Origin of the sequence: Paenibacillus sp. PvP094 (genome assembly GCF_040546835.1) — a bacterium.
Lineage (GTDB): Bacteria > Bacillota > Bacilli > Paenibacillales > Paenibacillaceae > Paenibacillus > Paenibacillus illinoisensis.
The window spans coordinates 5,148,741-5,166,708 of record NZ_JBEPOM010000001.1; the positions used below are offsets into that span (position 1 = coordinate 5,148,741).

At 44.7% G+C, this 17,968-nt stretch carries 12 protein-coding genes; 10 read left to right on the top strand and 2 right to left on the bottom strand.

The genetic code is table 11. The annotated features are described in order from the left end of the window. Positions 1-16: 16 nt before the first annotated feature. A complete protein-coding gene (locus tag ABIC22_RS23500) occupies positions 17-1,096 on the top strand; it encodes an alkene reductase (protein ID WP_354484212.1) in 1,080 nt (359 codons plus the stop codon). Between the two features lie 312 nt (positions 1,097-1,408). Here ABIC22_RS23500 and ABIC22_RS23505 read toward each other — a convergent pair whose 3' ends face one another. Both ABIC22_RS23505 and ABIC22_RS23510 read right to left on the bottom strand, forming a co-directional pair. Next, entirely contained in the window at positions 1,409-3,022 is a 1,614-nt protein-coding gene (locus tag ABIC22_RS23505; protein WP_354484214.1) for a response regulator, read from the bottom strand. Then, positions 3,003-4,829 carry a sensor histidine kinase gene (locus ABIC22_RS23510; RefSeq protein ID WP_354484216.1) on the bottom strand — a complete coding sequence of 609 codons (1,827 nt, stop codon included), beginning with the start codon at positions 4,827-4,829 and terminating at the stop codon, positions 3,003-3,005. The genes ABIC22_RS23505 and ABIC22_RS23510 overlap by 20 nt, the downstream gene beginning before the upstream one ends. 292 nt (positions 4,830-5,121) lie before the next feature. On the opposite strand from ABIC22_RS23510, the gene ABIC22_RS23515 reads away from it, so the two are divergent. The 9 genes from ABIC22_RS23515 (at position 5,122) to ABIC22_RS23555 (ending at position 17,968) form a co-directional block, all read left to right on the top strand. Beyond that, positions 5,122-6,012: an ABC transporter permease gene (locus tag ABIC22_RS23515; RefSeq protein ID WP_354486070.1), complete on the top strand. Its 891-nt coding sequence runs from the start codon at positions 5,122-5,124 to the stop codon at positions 6,010-6,012. Between the two features lie 76 nt (positions 6,013-6,088). After that, the gene (locus ABIC22_RS23520) at positions 6,089-6,949 is read left to right on the top strand and encodes a carbohydrate ABC transporter permease (RefSeq protein WP_354486072.1); all 861 of its coding nucleotides are present in this window, start codon (positions 6,089-6,091) and stop codon (positions 6,947-6,949) included. Positions 6,950-6,988: 39 nt separating this feature from the next. Continuing rightward, positions 6,989-8,602 carry an extracellular solute-binding protein gene (locus tag ABIC22_RS23525; RefSeq protein WP_354484218.1) on the top strand — a complete coding sequence of 538 codons (1,614 nt, stop codon included), beginning with the start codon at positions 6,989-6,991 and terminating at the stop codon, positions 8,600-8,602. Positions 8,603-8,661: 59 nt separating this feature from the next. Continuing rightward, complete coding sequence (locus ABIC22_RS23530; protein ID WP_354484220.1) at positions 8,662-12,033, top strand: discoidin domain-containing protein; 3,372 nt, start codon at positions 8,662-8,664, stop codon at positions 12,031-12,033. Positions 12,034-12,174: 141 nt separating this feature from the next. Next, positions 12,175-12,492 (top strand): winged helix-turn-helix transcriptional regulator, encoded by a 318-nt coding sequence (locus tag ABIC22_RS23535; protein ID WP_354484222.1) that lies wholly within the window; start codon positions 12,175-12,177, stop codon positions 12,490-12,492. Between the two features lie 209 nt (positions 12,493-12,701). After that, positions 12,702-13,043, top strand: coding sequence for a putative quinol monooxygenase (locus tag ABIC22_RS23540; RefSeq protein ID WP_354484224.1), 342 nt, complete (start codon positions 12,702-12,704; stop codon positions 13,041-13,043). Between the two features lie 443 nt (positions 13,044-13,486). Further along, positions 13,487-14,176, top strand: a complete 690-nt coding sequence (locus ABIC22_RS23545) for an SDR family NAD(P)-dependent oxidoreductase (protein WP_354486074.1) — start codon at positions 13,487-13,489, stop codon at positions 14,174-14,176. A gap of 242 nt (positions 14,177-14,418) precedes the next feature. Next, a complete protein-coding gene (locus ABIC22_RS23550; protein WP_354484226.1) occupies positions 14,419-16,065 on the top strand; it encodes an extracellular solute-binding protein in 1,647 nt (548 codons plus the stop codon). Positions 16,066-16,129: 64 nt separating this feature from the next. Then, positions 16,130-17,968, top strand: coding sequence for a sensor histidine kinase (locus ABIC22_RS23555; protein WP_354484228.1), 1,839 nt, complete (start codon positions 16,130-16,132; stop codon positions 17,966-17,968).

The following is a 17,968-nucleotide window of genomic DNA, read 5'->3' on the forward strand; positions in this document are numbered from 1 at the left end:
AAGAGGAGTGTTCAAAATGAACAAATTGTGGAGTGAAACCAAAGTCGGTAACCTGAAATTGCCGCATCGTTTAGCTATGGCACCGATGACACGCAGCAGAGCAGAAGAAGACGGTACGCCGGGTGAATTAACCTCCCTGTATTATGCACAAAGAGCTTCGATGGGGCTTCTCATTACGGAAGGGGCACAACCATCCGATGATGGTCAAGGTTACCTGTGGTCGCCGGGGATTTATACGGAACAACATATTGAAGGGTGGAAAAAAGTTACAGATGCCGTTCATGCAGCTGGCGGATTTATGTTTATCCAGTTAATGCATGCTGGCCGGATGTCTCATCCCGACAATACACCCCATCATCGTCAGCCCGTTGCGCCATCAGCGATTGCTCCTGGTGTACAGATGTTTACCGGAACAGGCATGCAGGACATCCCTGTTCCGCGCGAGTTAACCAAAGAGGATATTCAGACGACCATTGCCGATTTCCGCAAAGCAGCAGCAGCGGCTATTGAAGCCGGAGCAGACGGCGTTGAAATTCATGGAGCTAATGGATATCTCATTAATCAATTCATTGGTGAAAATTCGAATACACGGACGGATGAATATGGAGGATCGATCGAAAACCGGGCCCGCTTCGCAATTGAAGTGACCAAAGCCGTTGTAGAAGAAATTGGCGCTTCAAGAACAGGCTTCCGTATTTCACCGGGGACACCTCTTGGAGGAATTGAGGATGGGGAACAAGGTCCTGAACTTTATCTCTACCTGGTCCAAGAATTAGCGAAGCTGAATTTGGCTTACCTTCATGTGATGCATCTTGGAAATGAAAAGCTGCTGCAGGACGTTCGCTCCATTTGGACCAATCCACTATTAGTCAACCGGGCAGGACGTGCTCTGGAAGATCTGAGTAACGATCTTGATAACGGCATAGCTGATATCGTACCAGTTGGTGCATGGTCATTAGCTAATCCGGATTTAGTAGAGCGCCTTAAAACAGGGGCACCATTAAATGAGGCAGATCCTAAAACCTTCTTCGCGGCAGGAAGTAAAGGCTACACGGACTATCCTACCTTACAAGATTTAGAAGCACAAAAGAGCTAAGAAGTAGTTAAAGGACTAATACGTCGTTAAACTAACGGGAAACGATATCGTTATAAAACAAAGAAAGCAGCTGATCAATATGATCGGCTGCTTTTTTTCAACTAACGGGCAGGTTAGTTTTATGAAATGACGCATAGCAGTTGGCTACCTTACGTATTTTTTTATATTTCCAATTGTGCGCTTCATCATTATAATATATGACGTTTTTTCTTATATGAGCAGTTTTTGAGTTCAAAAAAATCTCCTTTGTTTACGTTTTGCCGTTTAAACATCTTTGGCTTTCGTATAAGCATATATGATTTAGCGTCAGCTTTAGCATCCTATTTCGTGAGAGCTTTCTCTATGCTTTTTGCGATATTCATTAGGGCTGCATCCTATTTCCTGTTTGAACAGTTTGGTAAAGTGTGAGTAGTTGGCATACCCCACATGTCCGGCAATGGAATGAATCGATTGTGTGGTGGTTTCAAGGAGTTGCCTGGCAGCTACAAGACGGATGTGAATAACATAATTGCCGAGTGACATGCCCATCTCTTTCTTGAACAGTCTTGCGAGATAATCAGGGTTCATATAGACTCTGTCTCCAAGACTATTTCTCGTTAGGTCTTCTCCATAGTGGGTGCGTATATAATGGGTGATCTCGTGTACAACCGACTTCGGCTGCTCGGAAACCTTCAAATATTCCTCAGCCGTATTGACCAGATAGGCAATGTACGATTGCATATCTTCAATCGAATGCAGAGACTGCATGAACAATTGATCATTCGTACTGCCCATGTACAGCTTGTGGACTTCAATTCCCTTACTTTTCAATTGGGCATAAACTAGCTGCACCAGATCAAGACGCAGCAGACTGAGAACAGCGGTACCTGCATTGCCTTCATGGACAAGTTGATGCATATAACGACCGGTTTCATCCAGAAAGGATTGGAAACGATGCTCATTCAGCAATTGCTCCAGCAGTCCCAGATCAGGCGGTATATAATCTAATTCGGGCCTTTTATAGTTCTCCAGCAAGAAGGTTTGGTTGCGGTGCTTGATTCGCTCTTCATTCATCAACAATAGCTCATTCACCGTATGGCGGATTTGCCCGAGCGGCAGGGAGAAGCCGATCGTACAGCAAGCATCCGATTTCAGGTAGTTGTTTACCTCCGGAATGAAGGCGCTGCACATCAATTCGATAAGTTGTACATCCGGTAGCCTGTTCCATTTTATAATAACCATCCAGTTATGATCCTTGATCTCGGATATCGCTTCAATAGAGAACAAACTGTCTTGAAACCGTTCAACCATCACGTTCAAACAAGCGTAATCAAACAGATTTTTGTCGGTTTTGCCCAGCGTACCATCATACGGAAACAGATTAACCAGCATAGGAAGAAATAGATCCGTTGGCTCATAAGGCAGATGCTGCTCAGTCAAAAATTCAGAAACATCAGCGGAGTTGGACAGATAGACTTTACTGGAGATGAGCCTGCGCCAGCTGTCCTCAATAAGCTTGCTTCTATTTTTCTGCCAAAGTTCACCTTCATAAATGGCCTTCTGAATAAACTGCTGATCCCGGGCTTTGGCAACTGCCTTCTGAATAATCAGAGTTAACTTGTCGAATTCGATGGGCTTTAGAAAATAATCAAAGCTTTGCAGTTCGATGGCTTTTTGCGCATAGTTGAAATCGGCATAATTGGTAAGAAAGATCGTTTGTATGTTATACGATTCATCACGGACCCAGGCGAGCAGCTCGAGTCCGCTTCCCTGCGGCATCTCAATATCACAAACAAGAATCTGAACCGGATGATTTTGCAGTACCTCTTTGGCTTGTGCAATATTGTAGGCAGTGAAGATCGTATTAATTCCTAAGGCTCCCCAGTCAATTTTATTCTCCAATGCCATGACAACAAAGTAATCATCATCAACCAGCAATATATTCATGATTTATCACCTCTCCAGAAGGTTCTGAATTCAATATCATTTTAGGCAAGGAAAGCGTGATTCGAGCGCCAATTGTGTCGTTTGCAAACGTAATTGCAGCTTCATGCCGGTACAGCAGCTCCAAACGTTGAATGGTATTCATAATGCCAATCCGGTTGCCTCCTGTTTGTTCCAGTGCTTCTCCACGGATGAGAGCTTCAAGAATTTCCGGCTTGAATCCGGGTCCTGTATCAGAGATATGGATCAGCACACGATCACCATTTTCCTGTTGTTCTACATGTACGGATAACGTAATACATAATTCCCGTTCCCGTGAGACTCCATATTTGACAGCATTTTCGATGAAGGTTTGTATAACCAGTGGTGGAACAGCGATACCTGTGATCGTTTCGGACGTTGCAATTCGATAGGAGAAAGCATCCCGGTAACGTGATTTCTGGATGTCCAGATACGTTCTCACATGTTCAATTTCGTTCTCCAGCAGAACGAAATTGTCTCCGCTTTGAAAGATATAACGGAAATACCGGGACGTGGCGAGAGCCATACTTTCAATCTCCTCAAACATTTGCATCTGTGCCATACTGTACATGCTTGTCAGACAATTAAGGAAAAAATGAGGTTTGATCTGTAACTTCATATAATCCAAACGTATTTTCTGTTTCTCCAATTCCTGTTCATAGCGATCAATCTTGAAACGCTTAATCTGGCCCACCAGTTCCTTGAATTGTGCATTAACCTGTTCCAGTTCCATAATCCGGCTGCTCTTATGATCTGTCGCCTCATCACCCTCGTTTATTCGAGCAAGATTTTTGGAAAAACGCTGAATGGGAACAAGCAGATTCTTTCTGAAAAACATAAGGATTGCGCTTAATGAGGAGGTTACAATCAAAAAAAGCAGCATGATGAGCAGCTGAGCCACCATGATTTTCTCGAATGCACCGAATTTGATAACCATGCGTGCACTAAAATCCGCGTTGGAAAAGTCGCTGCTGACAACGTTGTGTGACTGGAGCACATCAAGGAAGGAAGGTATCGGTTCCAAGATGTTCTCTCCTCTGGCAGGTCCAGAAAGCTGGATGCCATTCTTATCCACCAGTGAGGCGTATCCGTTGACGCCCAGATTGATTTGCTGCAGTGGAGCGATCAGATCATCTGCGGATATCAACGCAATAAGATAGCGATTGTAGTACGGCACAATATTGATCAGATAAGAAGTACCATTCACGTGGATGGGCGTCCAATGGGAATAGAACTTCTCATATACGCCTTTGTCACGAGTTAGAGTAATGATTTGTCTTTTCACTTCCGAATAATCCGAATATGAGATGCTTATTGGCGCACAGTTGAGGAAGTATTCACTGTTCTCTAAGTAATAAAAGAAATTGTACGACTGGCCATAGTTTCGTTGTAATTCGGCAAAAAGCTTATGTAATTTCTCGTTGGACTTCAGAAAAGGAATGCTATTCACACCATACGTATTCATCGTTTCCAGATTTTCGTCATTGGCGAGAGTCCATCCCATGAAATGATTAATGTAGGCAAAATCATGATTAATGCGATTCATATACAAATCCGTGGTGTCCTGCAAGTATTGGGCGGACTGCTGCCTGACCAAGGAGATGGAAGCAACACTGATGATCAGATCCAGAACGAACACGACAAATGAAATGACGAACATCATGCGAATATAATGACGAATCGGATAGGGTTTAATGGCGCCCAGGTTTGCCAGAACAATACACCCTTTCTTAAATGCTTCATAATGTAAACGCTTTAATATCTCAGAAATAGTATAAAACCTTTGCATGAAAAAAACATAAAGATTTGCATTTTTGGAGTTCAAAAGTCCGGAATACACACAGGAAGGTCTGGATTGCCATATGTTTTCTTTTGCAAGCTTGAGGTTACCCGCAGGCAACCCCAGAAAGAAACATCAGAAGTCCGAATACCGTCCGAAGGGGTCCGATAAAGAGAGTGGGAAGCCTTTTATACTGAGATTATTCCTGAGACGAAAGGTTCAAACAGGAAAACAGCATCAGTATTATGGAAGGAGGGAAGAAAGAACCGTGCGGACTTACCCACTATTCTTTGGAAAGACAATGGAAAGAATCAGGCGCAATTGGGGGCTTTACGTTTTACTTTTTCCGGCTGTCGTGTTAACACTACTTTTTGCTTATAAGCCAATGTACGGAGTTATCATCGCATTCAAGGATTATAGTCCGGCATCGGGAATCGGGGGCAGTCCATGGGCCGGATTCAAGTATTTTGAGAAGTTTTTTCATTCCTATCAATTTACGAATACGATACGTAACACACTTATAATCAGCCTGTACAGTTTGGCTACATTTCCGCTTCCGATTATGCTTGCATTAATGGTGAACCAGATGAGGGCAGGGAGGTTCAAGCGATTTTTCCAGACCGTCTCCTATATGCCCCACTTTATCTCAACGGTAGTCATGGTCGGATTAATGTTAATTCTGTTCTCGCCTAGCACTGGACTGGTTGGCAATATGTATCAGCTGTTTGGAGCACAGGCACCGGACTTAATGGGCTCATCGGCTCTGTTCAGCAGTGTGTATGTATGGTCTGATGTGTGGCAGCACGTCGGTTGGGACAGCATCATCTATATTGCCGCGTTGTCTGCCGTAGATCCAAGCCTCTATGAAGCAGCAACGGTCGATGGGGCAAGCAGGTGGCACAAGATTCGTTATATTGATATTCCGATGCTTCTGCCGACGGCGATCACGCTGCTCATTCTAAGGATGGGCGGATTGCTTGGTGTAGGATTTGAGAAGGTCTATCTTATGCAGAACGACTTGAATATCCTTTCCAGTGAGATTCTGTCTACGTATGTATACAAAATCGGTTTGCTGAGCAGTCAATACAGCTTCTCCTCGGCAATTAACCTGTTTAATACGGTGATTAATTTCATTTTGCTGATTCTGGTCAATCAGTTGTCCAAGAAATACAGTGAGAACAGCCTATGGTAGAGGGGAGACTAACCAAATGAGCATTATGGAGACGGCAGCAACCACCAGAACTCCCCTAGTAAAGCGACGATCACGCATGACAGTGGCAGAAGCTATAATGTATGCTTTTGCTATTCTTTTTCTGATTGCGATCATGTATCCGATCTATTTTATAGTCATTGCCTCCTTCAGTGATCCCTCTTCTGTGGCTAACGGACAGGTATGGGTCTTTCCCAAAGGCTTTACGCTTGAAGGGTACAAGGAGCTACTGAGGCACGAAAGTATATGGATCGGATATCGCAATACCATTCTATACACGGTGGTAGGAACGCTTATCGGACTTGTTGTTAATATTTCGGCGGCTTATGCCTTATCAAGAAAAGATTTGGTTGGACGAAAATTTTTCTCTCTGTTCTTTATTTTTACGATGTTTTTTAGTGGCGGTTTAATTCCAACCTTCCTAACCATTCGCGATTTTCATCTTTACAATACGTTTCTCGTGATGGTGCTACCGTTCTCCGTAGTGGTGTTCGATATGATCGTTGCCCGGACCTTCTTCCAGACCAGCATTCCTGGGGATCTATGGGAGGCAGCCCAGATCGATGGTTGCGGTAATCTGCGGTATTTTGTGCTGGTTGTACTGCCGTTGTCCAAAGCGATCATCGCAGTGTTGGGATTATGGATCGCCGTAGGGTATTGGAATTCATATTTTAATGCCTTGATTTACTTAAAAGACCCTAACCTGTACCCGCTTCAATTGATTCTGCGTAACATTCTCATCACGAATCAGATGCAATCCGGCATGGGAACCGGGGAGGCTGCACAAGTCGCCTTACGTCTTGCAAATCTAATGAGGTATTCCGTGATTATTATCGCCACGATTCCAATCATGTGTGTCTATCCGTTCATCCAAAAGTATTTCAATCAGGGGGTGATGATCGGCGCAGTGAAGGAATAAGGCAGATGGTCATTCATTACGAATCAAGGAGGGTCCCACATGGGGAAAAAGATAGGTAAGAAGTTTTTCACCAAAATGAATAGCTTGCTGCTTGTTACCGTGATGCTGGTAAGCGTTGTTGGATGCAGCAGTGGTAATAGCAGCGAGGTCGCAGAGACTCCAATATCAAGCGATTTTAATAAAGAAGGGCTGCCGATTGTCAATAATCCGGTAACGCTCAAAGTGTTGACGGTTCGCTGGGGGAACATGGGTGATACCTTTACCCAGAACCAATGGCTTAAGGATTTGGAGAAGGAGACCAATGTGAAAATTGAGTGGCAAGTCATGTCCTCCAATGATTGGGGTGAGCAGAAATCGATTATGCTGGCGAGTGGTACGCTTCCGGATATTATTCTGGGGGATCAGGTGTTCAGCGATTCGGACATTGTCAATAACTTGAGCTATTTCCGTCCGCTGGATGAATACATCGATTCGTATATGCCTAACTTGAAGGCAGCGATGGAAGAGACGCCTGACATGAAGAAAATAAGCACATTTCCTGACGGCAAAATTTACTCCATGCCTACCCGATTACCTTCCCGTCCGAAGAGCAGGAATCAACCTGTAATCAACAAGGCATGGCTCGATAAACTTGGGTTGAAGGCACCTACAACCACAGAAGAACTGTATCAGGTATTGAAAGCGTTTAAGGAGAAAGATCCAAATGGAAACGGTAAACCGGATGAAATTCCATACACGGAAACGGGTCTGAATATGGACTTTCTGAATCCGTTCGGGATCACGGATATTAATGCCAGCAGCATGATCGTTCAGGATGGCAAGCCGGTCTATTTTCCGACAACGGACGCTTATAAAGAAGCTTTTATTTACACACATAAATTGTATTCAGAAGGTTTGATCGATCAGGAATTGTTCACCCAAGACAACACCATGACCTCAGCCAAATGGCAAAATGCAGACATTCCCATTGTCGGCTTCAGTAACCAATGGACCCCTGATGCGGTGTTTGGCAAGTGGAGCGACCAGTACGAAGCGATTGCGCCTATTGCCGGACCTGATGGCAAACGTTATCAGCCAGGTGACCCTGGTGGCATGAATTTGGCCCGTAATGAATTGCTCATAACAAGTTCATGTACGATTCCGGAAGTAGCAGCACGCTGGGCCGATCAATTCTATACGAATGAAGCTAGCATTCAGAATTTCTGGGGTGCGATCGGAACTGTCATTGAGAAAAATGATGATGGCACCTACACACTTATGGACCCTCCTGCAGGCACAAGTGCCGATGCCTGGTACTGGGATCAATCGCTGCGCGATTTTGGGCCTAAATATGTAAGCCCTTCCTTTGAAGAAAACATCAAGCTCAACCCGGAGGCGGGAGACGGACTCAAGCTGCAAATCGATCAGTTGGGCAGCGCAGACGTTACAACGCCTTATCCGAAGGTCATGTACAATGCAGAAGAGTTTCAGGAGCTGCCAACGCTGACAACGGATATTGATGGTTATGTGGCAACGATGCGTGCCCAATGGGTAACGAAAGGTGGCATTGAAGAGGGGTGGGATGCTTATGTCAAAAAGCTGAATGACATGGGTCTTGAACGGTTGGTGACCATCCGTAATGATGCTTATGAGCGTTATATGAACGTTAAATAAGCTCGAATTCAGAGAATGTTTTAAGTAGCGGTTTATATAGCATCCTGAGGAGGAATTGAATGCGCAGCAAATACATTGTATGGTCACTCGTATTAACAATGCTGGTCTCGAACGTATTCCTGAATGTCGGATTTCCTGCCAAAGTTTCGGCTGCTGGTGGGGAGAATCTGGCACTGGGTAAACAGGTTACCGCAAGCAGCTATAACCAAGCCTATAGCCCTACCAATGTGACCGACAGTAATCAGACGACCTACTGGGAGAGTGCAAACAACGCATTTCCGCAATGGATTCAAGTGGATCTTGGAGCAAATACGAATATTGAACAAATCAACTTGAAGCTGCCTTCAGCTTGGGAAACTCGCTCACAGATGATCACCATTCAAGGAAGCAGTAACGGTTCAACGTTCACAGACATCGTTGCTTCCAAAGACTATATATTTGATCCATCCGTGGCAGAGAATACGACTACGATTAATTTTGAAGCTACAGAAACACGATATGTTCGTCTCATGGTGACCGGAAATACCGAATGGCCCGCTGCTCAATTGTCCGAATTTGAAATTTACGGTCCTTCTTCGCAGGTACCAAATCCTGACCCGACTGAACCCGAAGCGCCTGTGGAAGGAACGAATATTGCGATCGGCAAAGCAATCACGTCATCTTCCAGCAGTCAGTCTTATGTTGCTGCGAATGCAAACGATAATAATATCAATACGTACTGGGAGGGAGGCAGCAATCCGAGCACGCTGACGCTGGACCTCGGTTCCAATCATCAGATTACAGCCATTGTACTGAGACTAAACCCGGATCCGATTTGGAGTACACGAACGCAGACGATTCAAGTACTTGGACATAACCAGGACACAACCACTTTCAGCAATCTGGTGTCTGCCCAATCGTACACGTTTAATCCAGCTTCAGGTAACAACGTGAAGATTCCTGTAACAGCAACGGTGAAACGTCTGCAATTAAACATTACGGCGAATTCTGGCGCTCCAGCTGGTCAAATTGCTGAATTTCAGGTATTTGGCACCGCTGCACCGAATCCCGACTTGACGATTACAGGCATGTCCTGGACGCCTTCTTCACCTGTAGAGAACAGTCCAATCACGCTGAATGCCATAGTTAAAAACATGGGCTCTACTGCATCTCCGGCATCTATCGTCAACTTTTATCTGAATAATGAGCTGGCTGGTTCAGCATCCGTAAATGCGTTGCAGGCAGGGGCTTCGACAATGGTATCGCTTAACGCCGGCAACCGAAGCGCCGCATCATATACGCTAAGCGCGAAGGTGGATGAGAAAAATCAAATCATCGAAGAGAATGAAAGTAACAACCATTATACGCATTCATCTGATCTGATCATTGCACCAATTACAAGCTCGGATCTGGTAGGAACGGTCTCTTGGAGTCCGAGTAATCCTACCGTAAACAGCACGGTAGCTTTTACCGTTAATCTGAAAAATCAGGGGAATCAGGCTTCAGCAAGCGGTGCGCACGGTGTTACGGTTGTACTCAAAAATGCTGCCGGAGCAACGATTCAGACATACTCTGGCTCGTATACTGGTGTGTTAGCTCCGGGTGCATCCGTCAATGTCAATGTCGGCAGCTGGACAGCTGCAAATGGTAACTATAATGTGACAACGACCGTTGCCGCTGATAGTAATGAAGCCCCGGTAAAACAATCGAACAACGTAACGACAAGCACGCTGACTGTATATTCTGCTCGCGGTGCGAGCATGCCGTACACAAGGTACGATACGGATGATGCTACTCGTGGCGGTAGTGCAACGCTGAAGTCAGCACCGACTTTTGACCAGGCATTAACGGCGTCGGAAGCATCTGGGCAGAAGTATATTGCCCTGCCAACCAATGGTTCCTACGCACAATGGACGGTCAGACAAGGCGAAGGAGGCGCCGGAGTTACCATGCGATTTACGATGCCGGATTCGGCAGACGGTATGGGACTAGATGGATCGCTGGACGTATATGTAAATGGCAGCAAGGTCAAAACGGTTCCCCTAACCTCTTATTACAACTGGCAGTATTTCTCTAGTGATCATCCGGGAGATACGCCAAGCGCAGGACGTCCATTGTTCCGTTTTGACGAAGTTCACTGGAAACTAGATACACCTCTGAAAGCTGGAGACACGATTCGTATTCAGAAGACCAATGGGGATAACCTGGAATATGGCGTTGATTTTCTTGAAATTGAATCTGTACCTGCTGTAATCTCGCGTCCGGCCAACGCTGTTTCTGTAACCGATTTTGGTGCAGTGGCTAACGATGGGAAGGATGATCTTGCCGCATTTGAAGCAGCCGTTCAATCCGCCGTTTCTACAGGCAAAACGTTATATATCCCAGAGGGTACATTCCATCTGGGCAACATGTGGAAGATTGGAACGCCAGCAAACATGATTGATAACCTCACTGTTGTTGGTGCAGGCATTTGGCATACGAATATTCAATTCACCAATCCGAATGCAGCATCGGGTGGCATTTCTTTCCGAGTGCAAGGCAAATTGGATTTCAGCAATGTCTATATGAACTCCATGCTGCGCTCAAGATACAGTGAGAACGCAGTCTACAAGGGATTTATGGACAATTTCGGTAAAAACTCGAAAGTCAGCAATGTATGGGTTGAGCATTTTGAATGCGGGTTCTGGGTGGGGGATTATGCACACACACCAGCGATCATCGCCGATGGCTTGGTAATTGAGAACAGTCGTATTCGGAATAACCTTGCAGATGGGGTCAACTTTGCCCAAGGCACGAGCAATTCGACGGTACGCAACAGCAGTGTTCGCAACAACGGTGATGACGGTCTGGCTGTATGGACCAGCAACGTGAATGGTGCACCGGCAGGGGTGAACAACTCCTTTTCGTTCAACACCATTGAGAACAATTGGCGTGCAGCGGGAATCGCCTTTTTTGGAGGTAGCGGACATAAGGCCACCAACAATCTGATTGTTGATACGGTTGGCGGTTCAGCAATCCGAATGAATACCGTCTTCCCTGGGTACCATTTCCAAAATAACACGGGCATTCTGTTCTCAGATACAACGATTATTAACAGTGGTACCAGCAAGGATCTGTATAACGGGGAACGGGGAGCGATCGATCTGGAAGCTTCCAATGATGCCATTAAGAATGTAACCTTTACGAACATCGATATTCTCAATACACAGCGGAGTGCCATTCAATTCGGCTACGGCGGTGGTTTCGAGAACATTGTGTTTAACAATATCAATATTAATGGTACCGGTCTAGATGGAATTGAGACATCACGCTTCACAACGCCGCATAAAGGAGCTGCAATATACACGTATACCGGCAATGGTTCAGCAACGTTTAACCATCTGACAACGAGCAACATTGCGAACCCCAATGTGCATCAAATTCAAAATGGATTCAATTTGACTATCCAATAGAAGTTATTCATGCAAAGAAGGGAGCTCAAAGGGCTCCCTTTTCCGTATTATGACAGGGTAATGGTATTGATAAAAACAGACCGCATATATGGCAAGGAAGGTGGATTTAATCAATAAGTGTACTATAATAATGGAAATTAAATGAGGGATGGTGTTTCTCCATTGAAAACTATTTATTGCGATCTTGAAATTACCTTAGATGTCATTGGCGGAAAGTGGAGACCTCTTATTCTGTATTACTTAATAAAAGGACCTAAACGGACCGGTGAATTGAAAAGGCTCATACCATCAATTTCTCAGAAAATGTTAGTACAGTCGCTGCGGGAGTTGGAGAGTAATCATTTGATTATAAGAAAAGTGTACAATCAGGTACCACCAAAAGTGGAATATGCAATATCAGAACTGGGCATGTCACTTGAACCCACTTTGCGAGCTCTTTGTGATTGGGGTCAGGATTAGGTAGAGAAGACATTGAACAAGGATGAATATCGAAGATTAAATATAGAATAGAGTAATTAAAATGAATTTATTCTGTACTCCATCACAATTATCACTTTTTAGTTACTATATAACTTAAAAGTACGTACTATTTTAAAAGTGATACTTAGTACATAATGAGACTCGTGACCATGATGATAATAAAAAATTAATAAAAGGAGTGTTTAGTGATGTCAACAAACAACCATCAAATCATTCTCAATATACGTTTTAAAATTAAGCCTGGTAAGAAAGAAGCTTTCCGTGAAAGCCTATTTGCAATGATTAGCAACTTCAAAAGTGAACCTGCCTTTGTCAATGCAATCGTCTCCGATGATCTTGATCATTCTGATGATCTTGTCATCTATGAGATCTGGCAGGGAACAAGAGAAAGTTGGGTTCAACACGAGCTTACTAAACCTTATCGAGCTGAGTATGAAAGTGCACTTACCAACCTCATTGATGATAGAATCATAAGCTGGCTTGAACCAGTCGGTGAATGGGGGAGTACACTGACGAATGTAAAACGGTAAATTTCTTAGAATGAGTATGGTTACTTGTTATTCTTGCTGTAGCTTCCAAGTCGATTTGTAACAAATCATTTCTGAGTATTTCACCGTGAAACAACAATCATTAAATATACTGCCAATTACTTAATCAATGGAAGATATTCTCGCTTGCTTCACTTTAGAAGATGTGGACGATATGATAAAAAAGTCACAGTAAATTAATAACATTTTTTTGGGCATAAATGTAACTTTTGTTGTTGCATTTATGCCCGTCTAGCTTTAATGGAGAATAAGATGAGAATGTGAACAAGTATTTTTTAATGAAGGTGCCTAAAAAAGGCTTTCTTTATAGAGAGAAAAACCTTTGAAATGCGCCGATCTCAAAGTATGAAAGGTTGTCCATATGATAATTGCCGTTGTCGGAGCCGCTTACAAATCATGAAAACAGAGTTCGTGAACTAGAATGAATTTCTAGTCTAAGACATTCCCGTCCAGGATCAAAATTAACTGAAGCCATAAAAAAACTTAAAGCAAAGGGATATACTACTGTTTTTGAGGTTCCATTGGATGTGAGATCAGAGGGGTCGGTAGAAGATGCGGTGAAATGGGTGAAAGCTGAATGGGGTAAAATTGATGTCCTTGTAAACAATGCCGGTATCGGGATGAGAACGGTTAACCCGCGTTTTCTGGAGGACCCGCAGCCCTTTTACAAGGTGACGCCTGCGGGCTTCCGCAATCTTATCGAAACCAATCTCACCGGTTATTTTCTGGTAGCGCGAGGATTTACCCCACTCATGATTGAACAAGGAAAAGGACGAATCATTAACATCTCAATGAATCATGAGACCATGAAAAGAAAGGGTTTTGTTCCGTACGGTCCGTCGCGTGCCGCAACAGAATCGCTGTCAGCGATCATGGCAGAGGATCTTAAGGAATCTGGAATTTCGGTCAACATGTTGCTACCGGGCGGAGCAACGGCGACGGGCATGATTCCGGATGATCTGCGCAGCGAGATCGAGGCGAAATTCCAGCTGATGCAGCCGGAGGTTATGGCGGAACCTATTATCTTTTTGGCTTCATCGGAAGCGGAGGGTATCTCGGGGGAACGCATTGTGGCCTCCGAATTTGAAAGTTGGTTAAAGGGAAAAAGTAAATAATAGGCGAGTCGAATGCTTCCTCTATAAGTCACATTGAAAGTCGCTATTTTAGCGGCTTTTTTGTTATATCGGTACAAGTTATGTTCCGTTAGGGGAATGATATGGAACATTTGAGAATCGACCACTAAACCATTTCCATTTTAATCCAAGGATAGTAAAATCATTGTACCACCACTAGTAGAAATGATGGGGCAGATGGGGATTGGAGAAGGCAAGAAAAGAAAGGAGGCGCATAGATACTTATGTTTCGGAGTCCATATATTTTAGCCTTGTTGATGATGTGTCTGATGTCAGGCTTGGCTGCTTGTTCTGAGTCAGAGCAATCGGAAGACAGGGATGCTTCGACAAAGGCGGACTTCACGGAGCAGATACAGAGCCTGAATATGGAAGAACCGTCATGGAAGCTGGATACCACCCCAGTAAATCTAACGTGGTTCGTTGGAGCCGAATGGTACGGGCACACTTGGGGTGAGAGCCTGGCTTCCAAATACGTCACCCAAAAAACAGGGGTCAATATCGAATTTGAAGTAGCAACTAGTGAACCAAGCGAGATGTTATCACGGACGTTGACGACAGGTAGTCTGCCAGATTTGATAACCATCGGCTCCTGGGAGAGTGCGGTTAACAAACTTCGGGAGAGTAATCTCATCTATGCCCTGGATGAGTTAGCCAATCAGTATGATCCTTACTTTTTCAAGGTAGCAGGTGATGGTTCTCTACAATGGTATCGGCAGGAAGATGGTCATACCTATGTCATTCCCAATGATGCGTACAGTCCCGAACAGATGCGTTCAACCGGCTTGACGGGAGCGAACCAAACCTTTCTCGTACGTAAAGATCTGTATGAGTCGATGGGCAAACCAGACCTTAGCACATCCAAAGGTTTTCTAAATGCACTGCAATTGCTGAAGAATCAATTTTCGGTTTATAAAGGCCAGCTGATCAGTCCATTTTGGGCACAGGGGAATGCATCCTATGGGATGACTGAATATTTGCAAAATCTGCTTGCGATCCCCCATGAGCAGAACGGTAAAGTATACGACCGAATGACAGATCCCGATTATATCGAGTGGCTGAAAACATTTCGTACCGCTTACGAGCAGGGCCTGATTAATGTTGATTTTCTGGTCGACTCCAGTGCACAGGTGCAGGAAAAAACCAACCATGCCCAATATTTTATGATGATTCGGGAATGGACAGACATATCGGACCTCAATTCGAAATTGGAAGTCCTTACGAATCAGAGTTCATACTATATTGCTGTAGATGGACCCCGGAGCAGCAGGGGAGAATCCGCCAAACTGTTCCCCGGCAGCATGGATGGCTGGATGGTTACGATGATTAGCAGATCCACGAAAAACCCTGAACGAGCCATCCGATTTTTGACCTATCTGGCCAGCGAAGAAGGCCAACGTGATTTATTTTTGGGCAAAGAAGGTGAAACCTGGGTGATGGAGAACGGTAAACCACAGTTAACGGCGGCGATGGTCCAGTTGCATGACACGGATAGGGAGCGGCTGGAAAAGGAATATGGCATAATGGATACCTACTGGATGCTGCGAAACCCTGCTTTCGTTAACCAGTGGAGACCAGAGCATACCCCATCCATTAAGCAAATGGAGGAGTTCGCCAACCAACAGGCCGATCTGGACAGCGGCATCTATAAGGGACTAGATCCTGTAGGGGATTCCGATATAGCATTAGCCTATTCACGTATTTCTCAGAATTGGGAAGAAGTGCTGCCAGAACTAATTACAGCGAAGGATGAAGCTGCCTTTGACAAAATTTTCGAAAATTTTCTGATCCGTCGTGTGAACTACGGCTTTAACCAGGTGATGGAATATCGCCAGGCTGAACTGGAACTGCGGAAAGCCAAGATAGCCAGATAACCTTTCCCTAACACATTCTTACACTAGATATTTTTGGTATAACAAAGGTGGTGAATACATCAGAATGAAATACCTACTGACGAGATTGAGGAAGCTTTATCGGAATGCCCATATATCCCAGAAGCTGTTTCTGGCATTTAGCCTGATGATTGCCATACCTGTTATTTTGATATCCTTTGTGTATATCCGCATGCAAGAAACGCAGCTATATAAGGACGCTATGGCAACGGGCAACAGCCACGTTTCATGGCTGAATGAACAATTGCGCAGAAGAATGGACATGATTGAGAGCGCTTCCAATACGGCCCTCACTCAAAAGTCATTTGTGGATTTTATTCATTCCAATATGCTAGTGGATGGACTGCGCCTCGTAAAGTTTAAGCAGAACCAGTTTGAGCAAATGCTCAATATTATTCAAAGCAATGCGATGATCAGTGAGCTTAGCTTTTACGTCGATAACCCAAACTTGTATGAAATCTGGCCTGAAATCTATCATTATAAGAAATTTTACCCGAAGGATTATTGGGTAAAGCTTCGGGATGAAGGTGGTTCGGCTTACCGTTTATTTTCATTTAGGGATGGTGGACACACCTTATCCTACTATCGTCTGGTTCGACTTCAAGGACAGGAACAAAAACGCCCTAGTATTATGGAAGTGCGAGTCCCGCACAGCATGTTTTTCAGCGACCTGCTCCAGGAGAGCAAGGGGGACTTCTTTTCGGTGTTGATGAACGCAAGTGATCCTCCCCAGTATGTTTACAATCCGCAGCATGAGTTTTCTGAGAAGTACGGGCAGGGGCTGAAGGAGATCCTTGACAGTATTCATCGCCAGCTGGATGCATCGTCGCAGGAAAGCCCACTTCAGGTTAAGGTAGGAGATCAGAGCTACTATGCATTATATCGATACATCGCTCCGTTGAACACTTATGTGGTCGATATTGCTTCTCAACAGACATTGATGAAGGGTCCGCGCAGTTGGTATGCATTTGTGGTAACGATTACTTTATGTGTTTTGCTGCTGATTATGTTACTCGTATCCCAAACGACGCGGCGTATTTTCCGGCGGTTGGACAACGTACTGGTATCCATGCGTCAGGTACGGAAAGGCGAGCTGGATGCAATGATTGATACTGGCCTTGATGAGAATGAAAGAGGAGATGAAATCGATGAGGTGGCCGTGAATTACAATAAAATGTTACATGAGGTCAAACGTCTAATGACACAGGTCGTGGATAAGCAATTAATTGCGAAAAACGCACAGCTGCACTCCCTGCATTCGCAGATTAACTCCCATTTTTTATATAACGCTCTGGAATCGATCCGCATGGTAGCAGAGGTACAGAGGCAGCCTGCTATAGCCAATTCATTGGTGTCGCTCGGCTCCCAGCTGCGCTACAGCATGCAGTGGCGCAGTGATACCGTTGCTTTTCGTGAGGAGCTTGCCAATATCCAGAGTTATATTGAATTTATGAACTTTATGGAAGGCGGCAGTATCGTTATGACGGCAGATCTTCCTCAGGAGATCCTTCGCTACGCCATTCCCAAGATGTGTATGCAGCCCATCGTTGAAAATGCAATTCATCACGGGGCACCTTCAGGTGGCAGGGTATCTATAGAGATTACCTTTTCTGTAGAGGATGACAATCTGCTTTTCATTAACATAAGAGATGACGGAGAGGGGTTGGAGCCTGAGATGTTACACCGTCTTCAGGCGGTACTGCGGAGCGAATCGGATACGCCGATGGTTACTAGCAGGAGCGGACTTGGTTTGGAAAACGTAAATAAGCGGTTGCAGCTTCATTATGGCAAGAATTGCGGTCTTTGGATTGATAGTGTGCAAGGTGCATATACCTGTGTAACGATACGCTTGCCTTGGAAAAATGGTAATCTTGGAGGGTGGTAG